Origin of the sequence: Streptomyces sp. NPDC088350, assembly GCF_044753545.1 — a bacterium.
Taxonomy (GTDB): Bacteria; Actinomycetota; Actinomycetes; order Streptomycetales; family Streptomycetaceae; genus Streptomyces.
This window is the reverse complement of record NZ_JBIVNL010000005.1, coordinates 116,058-129,624: the sequence shown is the minus strand read 5'-3', so window position 1 is coordinate 129,624 and position 13,567 is coordinate 116,058. Positions and strand designations below refer to the sequence as shown.

General features: G+C 71.9%; 13 protein-coding genes. 3 read left to right on the top strand and 10 right to left on the bottom strand.

Annotation, left to right across the window (positions count from 1 at the left end; all coding sequences use genetic code 11):
• Positions 1-12 precede the first annotated feature (12 nt).
• Entirely contained in the window at positions 13-1,017 is a 1,005-nt protein-coding gene (locus ACIQBL_RS18470) for an ADP-ribosylglycohydrolase family protein (RefSeq protein ID WP_401942828.1), read from the top strand.
• Positions 1,014-1,928: a PfkB family carbohydrate kinase gene (locus ACIQBL_RS18465; protein ID WP_401942825.1), complete on the top strand. Its 915-nt coding sequence runs from the start codon at positions 1,014-1,016 to the stop codon at positions 1,926-1,928. Before ACIQBL_RS18470 ends, ACIQBL_RS18465 begins: the two co-directional genes overlap by 4 nt.
• A gap of 13 nt (positions 1,929-1,941) precedes the next feature.
• On the opposite strand, the gene ACIQBL_RS18460 is transcribed toward ACIQBL_RS18465, so the two are convergent.
• The 10 genes from ACIQBL_RS18460 to ACIQBL_RS18415 form a co-directional block, all read right to left on the bottom strand.
• Positions 1,942-3,363 (bottom strand): family 2B encapsulin nanocompartment shell protein, encoded by a 1,422-nt coding sequence (locus tag ACIQBL_RS18460; RefSeq protein WP_401942823.1) that lies wholly within the window; start codon positions 3,361-3,363, stop codon positions 1,942-1,944.
• 196 nt (positions 3,364-3,559) lie between these two features.
• Complete coding sequence (locus ACIQBL_RS18455; RefSeq protein ID WP_401942820.1) at positions 3,560-4,936, bottom strand: FAD-binding oxidoreductase; 1,377 nt, start codon at positions 4,934-4,936, stop codon at positions 3,560-3,562.
• Between the two features lie 46 nt (positions 4,937-4,982).
• On the bottom strand, positions 4,983-6,089 hold the full coding sequence (locus ACIQBL_RS18450; protein WP_401942817.1) for an acyl-CoA dehydrogenase family protein: 1,107 nt from the start codon (positions 6,087-6,089) through the stop codon (positions 4,983-4,985).
• Entirely contained in the window at positions 6,086-7,093 is a 1,008-nt protein-coding gene (locus tag ACIQBL_RS18445) for an ABC transporter substrate-binding protein (protein WP_401942815.1), read from the bottom strand. The genes ACIQBL_RS18450 and ACIQBL_RS18445 overlap by 4 nt, the downstream gene beginning before the upstream one ends.
• 43 nt (positions 7,094-7,136) lie before the next feature.
• Positions 7,137-8,237, bottom strand: coding sequence for an LLM class flavin-dependent oxidoreductase (locus ACIQBL_RS18440; RefSeq protein WP_401942812.1), 1,101 nt, complete (start codon positions 8,235-8,237; stop codon positions 7,137-7,139).
• A 24-nt stretch (positions 8,238-8,261) separates the two neighbouring features.
• Positions 8,262-9,230 (bottom strand): ABC transporter substrate-binding protein, encoded by a 969-nt coding sequence (locus ACIQBL_RS18435; RefSeq protein WP_401942809.1) that lies wholly within the window; start codon positions 9,228-9,230, stop codon positions 8,262-8,264.
• Positions 9,227-9,943, bottom strand: coding sequence for an ABC transporter ATP-binding protein (locus ACIQBL_RS18430; RefSeq protein ID WP_043666515.1), 717 nt, complete (start codon positions 9,941-9,943; stop codon positions 9,227-9,229). The genes ACIQBL_RS18435 and ACIQBL_RS18430 overlap by 4 nt, the downstream gene beginning before the upstream one ends.
• Before the next feature lie 2 nt (positions 9,944-9,945).
• Positions 9,946-10,827, bottom strand: coding sequence for an ABC transporter permease (locus ACIQBL_RS18425; protein WP_401942806.1), 882 nt, complete (start codon positions 10,825-10,827; stop codon positions 9,946-9,948).
• Positions 10,824-11,669, bottom strand: a complete 846-nt coding sequence (locus ACIQBL_RS18420) for a sulfurtransferase (protein ID WP_401942804.1) — start codon at positions 11,667-11,669, stop codon at positions 10,824-10,826. Before ACIQBL_RS18420 ends, ACIQBL_RS18425 begins: the two co-directional genes overlap by 4 nt.
• Positions 11,666-12,376 (bottom strand): alpha/beta hydrolase, encoded by a 711-nt coding sequence (locus ACIQBL_RS18415; protein WP_401942801.1) that lies wholly within the window; start codon positions 12,374-12,376, stop codon positions 11,666-11,668. The genes ACIQBL_RS18420 and ACIQBL_RS18415 overlap by 4 nt, the downstream gene beginning before the upstream one ends.
• A gap of 338 nt (positions 12,377-12,714) precedes the next feature.
• Here ACIQBL_RS18415 and ACIQBL_RS18410 point away from each other — a divergent pair, with 338 nt between their 5' ends.
• Positions 12,715-13,563, top strand: a complete 849-nt coding sequence (locus tag ACIQBL_RS18410; protein WP_401942799.1) for a LysR family transcriptional regulator — start codon at positions 12,715-12,717, stop codon at positions 13,561-13,563.
• Positions 13,564-13,567 lie beyond the last annotated feature (4 nt).

The following is a 13,567-nucleotide window of genomic DNA, read 5'->3' as shown; positions in this document are numbered from 1 at the left end:
CGGAAAGTGCACATGACCCTCCAGAGCCGCGCCACCGGAGCCCTCTACGGGCTCGCCCTCGGGGACGCCCTCGGCATGCCCACCCAGATGCTGTCCCGCCCACAGATCACCGCACGCTACGGCCCGTTCCTCACCGGCTTCCACCCGGCCGACCCGGACCATCCCCTCGCCGCCGGGATGCCGGCCGGCGCCGTCACCGACGACACCGAACAGGCCCTGCTCCTCGCCGAGTTGCTGCTCGACGGCAAGGGGCGCGTCGACCCTGCCGAACTGGCCCGGCGCCTCGTCGCATGGGAGGACGACATGCGGGCCCGCGGCTCCCTCGACCTGCTCGGCCCGTCCACCAAGCGCGCCGTGGAGCAGGTCCTCGCGGGCACCCCGGTGGAGGAAGTCGGGCGATACGGCACCACCAACGGCGCGGCGATGCGGATCGCCCCCGTGGGCATCGCGGTGCCGGTCGCCGATCCGGCCGTACTGGTGGACCGGGTGGTGGAGGCGAGCAGCCTGACCCACAACACCGGGGTCGCGCTGGCCGGCGCCGCGGCGGTGGCCGCCGCTGTGAGCGCGGGACTTGACGGGGCGTCGGTTCCCGAGGCGGTCGAAGTGGCCGTGTCGGCGGCCCGGTTGGCGGCGGGGCGCGGACACTGGGTGGCCGCCGCCGACGTCGCCGAACGGATCGTCTGGGCGACCGGGTTGGCGCGGGGCCTCACCGAGGCCCAAGTCTGCGAGCGCGTCTACGCGTTGGTCGGCACCAGCCTCGCCACCCAGGAATCGGTGCCCGCCGCCTTCGCCGTGCTGGCAGCCTGCCCCGACGACCCCTGGCGGGCCGCGCTGCTCGCCGCGTCCGTCGGCGGTGACTGCGACACCATCGCCGCGATCGCGGGCGCCGTCGGCGGCGCCTGCCACGGGGTGGACGCTTTCCCGGCCGACGCGCGGGAGACGCTCGTCCGCGTCAACCCGGCGCTCGACCTGGATGCCACGGCGGCAGCCCTGCTCGGTCTGCGGGAGCGGACATGAGCGCACGGCTCTGGCACCTCGGCAACGTCGTCGTCGACCTCGTCCTCGAAGTCCCCGCCCTCCCCGAACGCGGCGGTGACGTCCTCGCCACCCGCACCGAGCGCACCCCGGGCGGCGGCTTCAACGTCATGGCCGCCGCCGCCCGCCAGGGACTTCCCGTGAGCTACGCGGGAGCGCACGGCACCGGCCCCTTCGGCGACCGGGCCCGCGCCGCACTGCGCGCCGAGGGCATCGACATTCTGCTCGCACCGCGCCCGGAACCGGACACCGGCTTCGTGGTCTGCCTGGTCGACGCGGACGGCGAACGCACCTTCGTCACCAGCCCCGGCGCCGAGGCCACGCTGACCACCGCGGACCTGACCGAACTCCGGCCCGGGGCGGACGACTTGGTGTACGTCACCGGATACGGCCTGCTGTACGCCAGCAACCGGACCGCCCTGCTCGACCTCCTGCCCCGGCTGGACCCGGCCGTCACAGTGGTCACCGACCCGGGCCCGCTGGTCGATGAAATCCCCGACGCGGCAAGGGAGTCGCTGCTCGCCCGCTCGGACTGGTGGAGCTGCAACGCCCGCGAGGCCGCGCTGATCACCGGCATCGACGACCCGGCCGAGGCCGCCCGCGCGCTCCAGTCCCGGCTGGGGCGCGGCTCGGTGCTCGTCCGCACCGGCCCCGACGGCTGTCTCGTGCACCACGGTGGAGAACTCGTCGCGGTCCCCGGGTTCGCCGTGGACGCCGTCGACCTCAACGGCGCGGGCGACGCCCACACCGGGGTGTTCATGGCCGCCCTGGCCCAGGGGCTGGACCCGGTGGCCGCCGCCCGCCGGGCCAACGCGGGCGCCGCCCTGGCGGTCACCGCACCGGGCCCGGCGACCGCACCGGACGCGGCACGACTGGACGCGTTCCTGAACTAGGCGCTCGCCGCGGTCAGTTGCCGTCCCGGCGGGAGACCTCGACGTTCTCCAGGATGCCGAGCGCGTCCGGTACCAGGACCGCCGCCGAGAAGTAGGTGCTGACCAGGTAGGAGATGATCGCCTGTTCGTTGATGCCCATGAATCGCGCGTTGAGGCCCGGCTCGATCTCCTCCGGGATGCCCGTCTGATACAGGCCGATCACGCCCTGGTCGTCCTCGCCGGTGCGCATCGCGATGATCGACGACGTACGGGACTCGCTGACCGGGATCTTGCCGCACGGCAGCAGCGGCACCCCGCGCCAGGCGGGCAGATGGTGCCCGCCGACATCGATACCGCTGAAGTAGACGCCCCGCTTGTTGCACTCCCGGCCGAACGCGGAGATCGCCCGCGGATGCGCGAACAGGAAGCGGGTGTCGCGCCGCATACTCAGCAGTTCGTCCAGGTCGTCGGGGGTCGGTGGACCGGAGTGGGTGGAGATCCGCTGGTCGTAGTCGGCGTTGTGCAGCAGCCCGAAGTCCCGGTTGTTGACCAGCTCGTTCTCCTGCCGCTCCCGCAACGCCTCGACGGTCAGCCGGAGTTGCTGCTGGGTCTGGTTCATCGGCTGGTTGTAGAGGTCGGTGACGCGGCTGTGCACCTTCAACACCGTCTGGGCGACGCTGAGTTCGTACTCGCGCGGGGCGAGGTCGTAGTCCACGAACGTGGCCGGCAGATCGGGCTCGCCCACATGCCCGGCGCTGAGCGCGATCGCCGCCTCCCCGAACGGGTTGAGCGGGCCGGGCTCGTCCGAGCCGCGTGCCTCGATGTGCGCGCGCAGCTCCGTGTGCCGGTCAGCGACCGTCCGGTACGCCGTGAGCGGCAGCGACAGCACGGTGGTGGCCGTCGCCGCGCGGGCCGTGAACTCCCAGGTGCCGTCGGGCTCGGCGAGCACCTGGCCGCCGAAGGTGTCGCCGTCGGCCAGCAGACCGACGACCGCCTCGTCGCCGTAGGGACCCTCCCCGAGCTGCTCCACCTTGCCGTGCGCGATCAGGACCACCTGGTCGGCGGGGTGACCCGTCTCCACGATCAACTGACCCGGTGCGTACTCCCGTTGCTCGAACCGCTCGGCCAGCGCGCCGAGCGCGTCGGTGTCCGTGAAGCCGCGCAGCAGCGGGAGTTCGGCCAACTCGGCCGGTACGACCCGGACTTGGGCGCCGGTCTGGACGAACGTCACCCGTCCGTCGCCCCGCGTGCAGGTCAGGCGGCGGTTGACGCGATAGGTGCCGCCGGGCACGTTCACCCAGGGCAGCATGCGGGTCAGCCAGCGGGAACTGATCCCCTGCATCTGGGGTTCGGACTTGGTCGTGGTCGTCAGGGTGCGTGCCGCGGCGGTTCCGAGGCTCTGCTGTTCCCGCTCCTCGGCGCCCGCCTCGGGCGCGGTACCGGTCTCGACCGACATGGTGCCTTCTCTCCTGTACGCGCGAGTGACGGAATGCGTGCGTCCCGTCACATTCCGTGCGTACAGCTACCCGGCATCGGTCGTGATGAGTGATGACTTCGGACGGCGGTCGAGGCACATGCCAACCGCACGTGCTCCCGCACCACCCCCGATTCCTTCACCCTCACCCGTTCGGCGGTATCCGATCCGGGGTGCCTCAGAGGGTCTTGCCGGGATTGAGGATGCCCCGGGGATCGAACGCCTCCTTCAGCCGCCGCTGCAACGCGTGGGCGGTGGGCCCGAGTTCGTCCGCCACCCACTGCCGTTTCAGCACCCCGACGCCGTGCTCGCCGGTCAGCGTCCCGCCGAGCCGCAGTGCCAGCGCGAAGATCTCGCCGGCCGCCTCCCAGGCCGCGTCCGGCAGCCGGTCCAGGGCGGGGTCGACCACGATGATCGGATGCAGGTTCCCGTCCGCCGCGTGCGCGAGCGTGTAGACCGGCACGCCGTGGCGGGCCGAGATGGCACGGATCTCGCGGGCCGCCGCCGCGAGCCGGGAGCGGGGCACGGCGATGTCCTCGATCAGCGGCCGGCCCAGCCGCTCCAGCGCGGGCAGGGCGAGTCGGCGGGCCGCCAGCAGGGACTCCGCCTCGACCGGATCCGCCGTGGTCTCCACACTCGCCGCGGTCGGCGCGAGCACCCGCGCGACCTGCTCCGCCTCGACCGTCGCCCCCGCCCCGTCGCACTGCACCAGCAGCAGCGCCGCCCCGCGCTCACCCAACTTCGGGTCGACGGCCCGCAGCACCGGCCCGTCGAGCAGTTCCGCGAGCGCCGGGACGACCCCGGCCCGTCCGATCGCGTACGACGCCTCGGCCGCCGCCTCGAACGAGTCGAAGTAGGCGGCCACCGTGGCGGTCGCCACCGGCACCGGCCGCAGCCGCAGGGTCGCCGACGTGATGACGGCGAGCGTGCCCTCGGAGCCGGTCAGCAGCGCGGTGAGGTCGTAACCGGTGACGCCCTTGACGGTTCGACGGCCGGTCGTGACCACCGTCCCGTCCGCGAGGACGGCCTCCAGGCCGAGCACGCTGTCCCGTGTCACCCCGTACTTCGCGCACCGCAGCCCGCCCGCGTTGGTCGCGATGTTCCCGCCGATCGTCGAGATCGCCGCACTCGCCGGATCGGGCGCGTACCGCAGCCCGTGCTCGCCCGCGGCCCGGTCCAACTCGGCGGTGATCACGCCCGGTTCGACCACCGCGAGCTGGTCGTCGGCCGACAGTTCGAGGATGCGGTTCATTCCGGACAGGTCCAGCACGAGCACCCCCTCACCGGCCGTCGCCCCGCCCGACAGACCGGTGCCCGCACCGCGCGGCACCACCGGTACCCGTAGCGCGTTCGCATGCCGGAGCGTGACGGTCACGTCCTCGGTGCGCCGGGCGTGCACCACGGCGAGCGGGACACCGTCCGGCCGGGTGCCCGAACGGTCCGTGGTGTGCGCGGCCAACGTGCGCGGGTCCGTCGCCAGTTGGTCCGGCGGCAGATCCCGGGCGAGCAGACCGAGGAGCCGGGCGGCGGCGGTGGTCGGGGGAGCTGTGGTCACGGGTTCCGCACCTTCACCTTCACTGTGCGTGCCGTCAGAGGTTCCGTCACAGGTTCAACGCCTTCGTTCCGATCGCGAGCAGGGAGATGTCCTCCTGGGGTGCGTGCACGGGCGCGCACTGGATGTCCCGGAAGTGCCGCTCCAGCGGATGGGCGCGCGCGAGCCCGGGATTGCCGAGCAGCCGTACGGCCAGCTCCACCGCCCGCACACCGTGCCGGTCCGCCAACACCCGTGCTCCCAGAGCCTGTTCGGGGGTGTACGAGGAGTCGGCGGCGTCCACCCGGGCGGCCCCGTCGAACACCAGCTGCTCGGCGGCGGCCAGCAGCACCTCGATCTCCCCGGCGGTCCTGCGGAAGCGCTCCGTACGGGCCACCGGATGGCCGAGGTTGGCGGGCACGCGCTCGTGGGCGAACGTGTGGAAGAAGGACTGCGCCGCCCGCGCCACCCCCAAGTAGAGGGCGGCGAGCGGCAGATGGAGCGCCGCGCCCGCCCGGTTGTCCTGCTCGGCGGACGCGCCGTACGGGCCGATGCCGATGACGTGCTCGTACGGGATCTCCACGTCCCGGAACGTCACGTCGTGGCTGCCGCTGGCCCGCAGCCCCAACTGGTCCCAGCGGCCGGTGATCTCGATACCGGGGGAGCCGCCCGGCACCAGGAAGGTGCCGACACGCGGTTCCGGTTCGTCGGTGGTGGCCCACACCAGGAACCAGTCAAGACCCTCCGCGCCGGTCACGAAGCGCTTGGTACCGCTCAGCGACCAGCCGTCCGGGGTGCGCCGGGCGAGCGTCGAGGGGAGCCCACCGCGCGCGGGGGAGCCCAACTCGGGCTCCACACGCGCGTGGTTGACCAGCACCGGCCGCGCGAACGACTCCTTGACGACACGCGCGTACAACTCCTCGGGCCAGTGCGGCTGTACGGCCTGCCGCGCGTGCGTGTTGAGGGTCATCGCCGCGATCAGGGCGACGGACGGGTCGCCCCGGCCGATGCGGTGGAGGATGCGCGCGCTCTCCTCGACGCGGGCGCCCCCGCCGCCGTATTGCTCACCGATGGTCGCGGTGAGCAGCCCGGTCTCGTGGGCGATCCGGAGGGACTCGGCGGGGAAGGCGCCCGACCGGTCGTAGCCGGCGGCCAGTTCGGCGATGCGCGCGGTCACAGGGCCTTCTCCAGGTCGGAGTTGAGTGCGGTGGTCCAGAAGGACTTCACGTCCAAGTGCTTCTTCAGCGCGCCGAGTTCGGTGAAGGCGTCGGCCACCTTCTGCTGGGAGGCGATCGTGTCGTCGCCCACCGTCCTGGCCTGCGTCGGGCGCTGCTTCTGCGCGGCGAGCAGATCCGACTTGGCCTGCGCCAGCGGCTGGTGGGTGGCCTCGGCGGTGACCTTCGCGAAGCCGTCCTCGTGACCGTCGCGGACGTAGGCGTACGCCTTGGTGATCCGGGCGATCAGATCGGCCGCGGCGGCCTTCTGAGCGGGGCTCTTCAGGACGCTGTCGCGGGCGGACCAGAGGAAGTTGCCGGACAGGATGTCCGCGCCGGAGCCGACCGTGCGCGCGCCCTGCTGATGGGCCGTGATGATCGACGTGCCGTAGGAGGCGAAGGCGTCGATGGAGCCGCCGTTCAGGGCCGCGAGGCCGTCGTTGGGGAGCAGCGGCTTGGCGTCGATGTCCGACCACTTCAACCCGGCCTGCTTGAGCAGCTCGTAGAGGAAGTAGTGGGCGGTGGTGTTCTGGACGTAGCCGACCTTCTTGCCCTTCAGGCCGGCGATGTCGGTCACCTTGGAGCCCTTGGGGACGACGACCTCCTGGTTGAGGGTGGTGCCGCGCTGGACGGCGACGACCTTGAAGTTGGGCTTGCCGTCGGCGGCCGAGAAGAGGGGCGGGATCTCGCTGGAGGAGGCCAGGTCCAGTGCTCCGGCGCGGATCGCCTGGAGTTGCAGGTCGCCCCCCTGGAAGAGGTTCCACTTCACCTTGTAAGGGGTGTCGTCGAGATGGGCGTACTTGAGGACGGCCTCGCCGACCTTCCAGCCGGTGTCACCGACGCGCAGGGTCACGGAGGAGACGTCGGAGGAGGACTCGGCCTTCGCGCTCCCTCCGCAGGCCGCGGCGAACGGCAGGAGAAGGGCGAGGGCGGCGGCGGACGCGCGCAGGGTGCTTCGGAACAACACGGGGTCTCCATAGGGGAGTTCGCAATCAGGAAGGGGAGGTGGTTCAGGCGGCCTGTGAGGTCGTCGCCCGGTGGGCGAGTTCCTGGCGGACCAGGGGCAGCACGTGCCGGGCGTAGTCGATCGCGTCGTTGAGCGGGTCGTAGCCGCGGATCGACAGCAGGTCGCAGCCGATGTCGACGTAGTCGAGGAGCGCCTGGGCGACCGTCTCGGGCGTGCCCACAAGGGCGGTTGACGCGCCGGCGGCATTCGTGGCGACGGCGGGGGCGGTCCACAGGCAGCGGTCCTGCACCTCGCCGCGCTCGGCGATGTCGAGCAGCCGCTGCGAGCCGACGTTCGCGGGGCGGCCGGCGGTGCGGTAGTGGCGGAGCAACTCGGTGTTCCTCGCCTGGTCCTTGAGGACACCGAGGGTGCGGTGCGCCTTCTCCCAGGCCAGTTCCTCGGTGGGCGCGATGATCGGGCGGAACGACACCCAGATACGGGGATGCGGGCGCCCGGCGGCATCCGCGACCGCGTTGACGGCGGCGATCTGCTCCGCCGTCTCCTTGAGCGGCTCGCCCCACAGCCCGAAGATGTCGCCCTGCCGGCCGCCCACCCGGTACGCGTCCTGCGAGGAGCCGCCGACCGAGATCGGGACCAGCCCGTTCACCGGCTTCACGTCGGAGTAGTAGCCCTCGAACCTGAAGTACTTGCCCTCGTGCGAGACGGGTCCCTCGGCCTGCCACACCTTCCGCAGGATCTGGATGTACTCGTCCGAACGCTCGTACCGCTCCGCCTTGTTGAGGTAGTCGCCCTCCCGGCGCTGCTCCTCGTCGCTGCCCCCGGAGATGATGTGCAGCGTCAGCCGGCCGTCGCTGATCCGGTCCAGCGTGGCCAGGGCACGGGCCGCGTGCGTCGGGAAGATGACACCGGGCCGGTGGGCGAGGATCGGGCGGACCCGCTCGGTGTGGGTGGCGACGAACTGGGCGACCTGGAAGGCGTCGGGCGACGCCGAGTGGTAGGCGACCAGGGTGTGGTCGAAACCGCCGTCGTCGAGCGCCCGGGCGTACTTGCGCAGGTGGTCGACGTCGAAACCGGTACGGCTCGCGGCGGCGGGACCCGAGGCCCCGGAGTCGGTGTGGACGGCACTGATGAATTCGACAGGCATGAGCGAACTCCTAAACAGGGAGGGTCACTTGAGCAGGGAGGTGTCGGCGGTCTTCGCCACGTCCACGTTCGGGTCGAGGACCCCGATGCTGTTCATGAGGTCGGCCACCTGCTGAACCGTCGTGTTGACGTCCGACGTGACCGGCAGCACTTGGCTGTAGGCGGCGGAGGCGAGTGTCTTCGCCACCGAGGCGTCGGCGCCGTTGCGCTCCACGATGGCCTTCGCGTACGCGTCCTTGTGGGTGCTGGTCCACTTCAGCGCCGTGCTCAGCCGCTGGAGGAAGTCGCCAAGGGCGGTCTTCTTCGCGGAGTCGGCGAGGGCCTTGTCGGAGGCGTTGATGAAGCCGATGCCGCTGACCCGGCCGTCCCCGCCGTCGACGAGGAGCTTGCCACCCTGTTCCAGACCGACGGCCTGGTAGACGCCGAAGGTCGCCCAGATCTTGACCTTCCCGGAGGCGAAGGCGGCCTGCGCGTCGGTCGGCAGCAGGTACTGCACCTTGACGTCCTTGTAGCTGAGCCCGTTCTGCTTGAGGACGTTCGCCAGCAGATACTCCGAGACGCTGCCCTTCGCCGAGGACACCACGACCTTCTGGCCCTTGAGGTCCTTCACGCTGTCGATGCCGGAGTCCTTGCGGACGACGATCCCGACGTGCGTGCCGTCGTTCTTCAGGGCGGCGATGTTCTTGATCTTGACACCACCGCTGAGCGCCTGGAGCGCGGGCAGGTCGGCGGAGAACCCGGTGTCGGCGGCGTCCGCCTGTACGGCCTGGTAGAGCGGGGCCGCGCCCTGGAACTCGGCCCATTTCACCTTGTACTTGGCGCCCTTGAGCGCGTCCGACGCGGCGATGATCGTCTGGAGCGTCTTGGCCTGGTCGCCGATGGTCAGGGTCACCTGCTTGCCGGCGGAGGTGTCCGCCGAGGAGTCGGCGCCGCAGGCGCTCAACGCCAGCAGGGCGGACATGCTCAGGGTGGCGACGGCGATTCTGCGGATCACGAGGGGGTTCCTTCCAGGGTGCGGGTCACGCCGAGCCAGTTCAGGAGGCGGGCGCGCAGGGTCACGAACTCGGGGGCGGTCAGATCACGGGGGCGGGGCAGGTCGACGGTCAACTCGTGGGCGATACGGCCCTCGTCCATCACCAGGACCCGGTCGGCGAGCAGCAGCGCCTCCTCCACGTCATGGGTGACCAGGAGGATCGCGCACCCGTGCAGCCGCCACAGCTCGGCGACGAGCGCCTGCACCTTGCCCCGGGTCAGCGCGTCCAGGGCGCCGAACGGCTCGTCCAGCAGCAGGAGTTCGGGCTCACGGACCAGGGCGCGGGCGAGCGAGACCCGCTGGGCCTGACCGCCGGAAAGTGTCTTGGGCCAGACGGTCGCGCGCTCCGCGATGCCGACCTCGTCGAGCGCCTTGAGAGCGAGGTCCCGGTCCGGGCGGCCGGGCAGCCCGAGGACGACGTTGCGCCACACCTTCAACCAGGGCAGCAGCCGGGGCGATTGGAAGGCGGCGCTGCGGCGCGCCGGCACGGTCACCTCGCCGCCGATCTCGTCGTCGAGCCCCGCGAGAATCCGCAGCAGCGTCGACTTGCCGCAGCCGCTGTGCCCGAGCAGGGCCACGAACTCGCCCTCTCGGATGTCGAGATCGAGCGCGTGCAGCACGGTGTTGCCGTCGAAGGCCCGTGAAAGCCCCCGTATTTCCACTGAGTTGGCCATGTCTACGCCTCGCCCTCGAAGTTGGCCCGCCAGGTCAGCAGGCGGCGCGACAGGATCCGTACGGCGAAGTCGCAGGCGAGTCCGAGCAACGCGTACACGACGAGGCACAGCACGATGACGTCCGTACGGAAGTACTGCTGGGCGTTGCTCATCAGATAGCCGAGCCCCGCGTCCGCGTTGACCTGCTCGGCGAAGACCAGCGCGAGCCAGGCGGTGGACAGCGCGTACCGGAGTCCCACGAGTGCCCCGGGCAGCGCGCTCGGCAGGATCACGTACTTGATCAGACCGAACCGGCCGAGCCCCATCATCCGTGCGGCCTCGACGAGTTGGGCGTCGGTGGAGCGGATGCCGCCGTAGATGTTGAAGTACAGCGGGTACGTCACACCGAGTGCCACCAGCGCGATCTTCGGGGTCTCCTCGATGCCGAACCAGACGATGAACAGCGGGATCAGACCCACCCAGGGGATCGCCCGGAACATGCCCATCGACGAGTCGATGACGTCCTCGCCGAGCCGGAACAGCCCGGCCACCAGCGACAGGGTCAGTGCGACGGTCGCGCCGATGAGGAAGCCGATGGCGGCGCGGCGGCCCGACGCGGCGATGGCGCTGGGCAGTTCGCCGTTCCTGGTGAGGTCGACGGCCTGCCGGAGGACGTCGACGGGGGAGGCCAGCACCGACTCGGGGAGGACGCCGGTGGCCGAGGTCAGGAACCAGAGCAGCACGAGGCCCACAGGTCCGGCGGCCCGCCGTACGGAACGGGGGACGGTGAAGCGGCGGGAGGTCTTCGCCGTGCCCCGGATGGTGACGCGCGCGGCCGGCTGAGGGGTGTCCACGGGCGCCGACTGCACGGGCAGCACGGCCGTGTTGAGGGGTTTCGTCGTCATGGCCGGTCTCCCGTCGCCGCCGGACGCGCGGGATCGGCGGACCAGGCGGACCAGGAGCCGGGGAAGAGCGTCGCCTCGAACCCGGCGATCTCCAGCGCCGCGATCTGATGGGCGGCGGTGACCCCGGACCCGCAGTACACGCCGATGCGCGCCGCGTCCCCGGCCCCCCGCTCCTCGAACCGCTTGCGCAGCAGCTCGGGCGCCAGGAACGTCCCGTCCGCCGCCAGGTTCTCCCCGGTCGGCGCGGACACGGCCCCCGGAATGTGCCCCGCGCGCGGGTCCACCGGCTCGACCTCACCCCGGTAGCGCTCACCGGCACGGGCGTCCAACAGCAGCCCGGACACGGCGAGTTCGGCGGCACCGTCGGCATCGGTCACCGGCAGTGCGCCCGGGCGGAGTACGACGTCACCCGGCGCGGGGTCGGCGGGAATCCCGGACTCCAGCGGCAGTCCCGCCGTCCGCCAGGCACCCAACGCCCCGTCCAGCAGGGTCACTTCGGTGACTCCGGCGTACCGCAGCAGCCACCAGGCCCGTGCCGCCGCCGTGTTGCCCAGGTCGTCGTAGACGACGACGGACCGTCCGTCGCCGACACCCCAGCGGCGGGCGGATTCCTGCAGGTCCGCGAAGTCGGGGAGCGGATGCCGGCCGTCCTCGGGGCTCGCCGGCGCGGCCAGTTCGGTGTTCAGGTCGACGTAGACCGCGCCGGGGATGTGCCCGTCCGCGTAGTGGTCGTGGCCGTACGGATCGCCCAGGGCCCAGCGGACGTCGAGCAGTACGGGCGGTCGCTCGGAGCCGAGGAGTTCGGCCAGCTCGGTGACGGTGGTCGTGACGCGGCTGCTCATGCCGACACCTCGGCTATCGCGGGGAGTTCGGGAGAGAGGCGGAGTCGTTCGAGGAAGAGGACCACCGTCGCGGCGACGGTGCGGTGCAGGGCGTCGTTGAGGACGTCGTGCCGGCCGCCGACGAAGGTCACGGTGTGCACGCCCGAGTGACCGTCGTAGACGCTCAAAGCCTGGCCCAGCGGGCTCACCGTGTCGTCCTTGCCGTGCAGGGCGAGGACCGGCACGCGCACCAGGTCGAGGCGGGGTTCGGGCAGGTCGGGGGTCTCGTCGATGGCGCCGCGCCGGAAGTCGGGGTCGTTGGTGAGGCGGCCCTGATGGGTGGGGCAGGCGGTGCGTGCCGCTGCCTCCTCCTCCCAACTCCCCGATGTCCAGGCGCCGGTGGGCAGCCCGGCCAGGATCAGCGCGTCGACGCCCGCGGTCTGCTCGGCGGCGAGCTGAAGGGCGTAGCGCGCGCCCGTGTCGGAACCGACCAGGACCTTCGGGCCGGGCAGCGACTCGTCGGCGAGCAGCTTGGCGGCCTGCTCCAGTACGGCGGGGTCGGCGGTCGGGTCGCCGAGGACCCGGACGCGGTAGGCGTCGAAGGCGAGCCGGCGGCCGAACCGCTCGTAGACACCGCCGTGTTCGCCCCGCCCGGCCAGCACGATCAACGTGCCGCGCGCGGCGAGGCCTTCGGGTTCGTCCCAGGAGGAGAGGGCGGAAGAGGGCATGGGGTGACAGCTCCCAACAAGGCGAAAGGGGAGGGGAATCGAGCAGGGGAGAGGAAGAGCGCAGGCCGGAGCCGCCGTCACGTGTCAGTGCGCAGGGCGGACGTGATCAGCGAGAACGCGGGAAGGGTGCCGGAGAACGGCGACAGGTCAACGACAGCGCGCGCTGCACGCCACGCCGAAGTCGATGACTCGGCGCTGCGTCAGAAGGGCAGCGAAAGCGGTCGTGTGCAGCATGCGCCCATCATGACCGGCTACGACCGATCGCGTCCAACGATGATTCCGCATCGAAATCGATCAGGGATCGCGATCGATGCCCGAAACAGGCTACCGTCACCGGCATGCCCCAACCTGTCCTCGACATCGTGGCCCTGCGCAGCCTGACCGCGGTGGCCGACTGCGGCGGCTTCCACCGCGCGGCCCGGGCTCTCGCCCTGAGCCAGTCCGCGGTCAGCCAGCATGTGCGCAGGCTGGAGAAGACCCTGGGCCGGCCGATCGTCGAGCGGGAGGGGCGCGGCACCCGGTTCACGCCCGAGGGGCGGCTGCTCCTCGAACAGGCCCGCCGCATCCTCGCCGTGCACGACGAGGCCGTACGCACGCTGCTCGACGTGGACGGCGACACCGTCACCATCGGCTCCACCGAACACGCGGCCGATCAGTTCCTGCCACGGCTGACCGCGGCGGTTCAGGAGGTGCGGCCCGGCTGTCGGGTCCGCTTCCGCATCGACCGCTCGGCCCGGCTCGTCGAGGCGGTGGAACGGGGCAGCGTCGATGTCGCGGTGTACGTCACCGAGGCCGCCGCCACCGAGGGCACGCCGGTCGGCGGGCTTCCGCTCACCTGGCACGCCACGCCCGGCTGGCGGCCACCGGCCGCGCCCGCGCCCGTACCGCTCGTCGCGATCGAGGACCCGTGCGCGATCCGCCGCCGCGCCATCTCCACCCTCGCCGCCCACGGCGTACCCGCCACGGTCGTCGGCGACGCCGGCTATCTCGCCGGCGTCCTCGACATCGCCCGCACCGGCCAGGGCGTCGCCCTGCTCGCCGCGGTCGGCACGTCCCCCGACGGCCTCACCCCCTGTGACGGCCTGCCCTCGGTCACCCCGATCCCCATGAGCGCGCTGGCCCGCCCGGGCGCCGACCCGGCGACGGTCGACGCGGCGTTCGCGGCCGTACGGGATCTGCTGCGCTGAGACG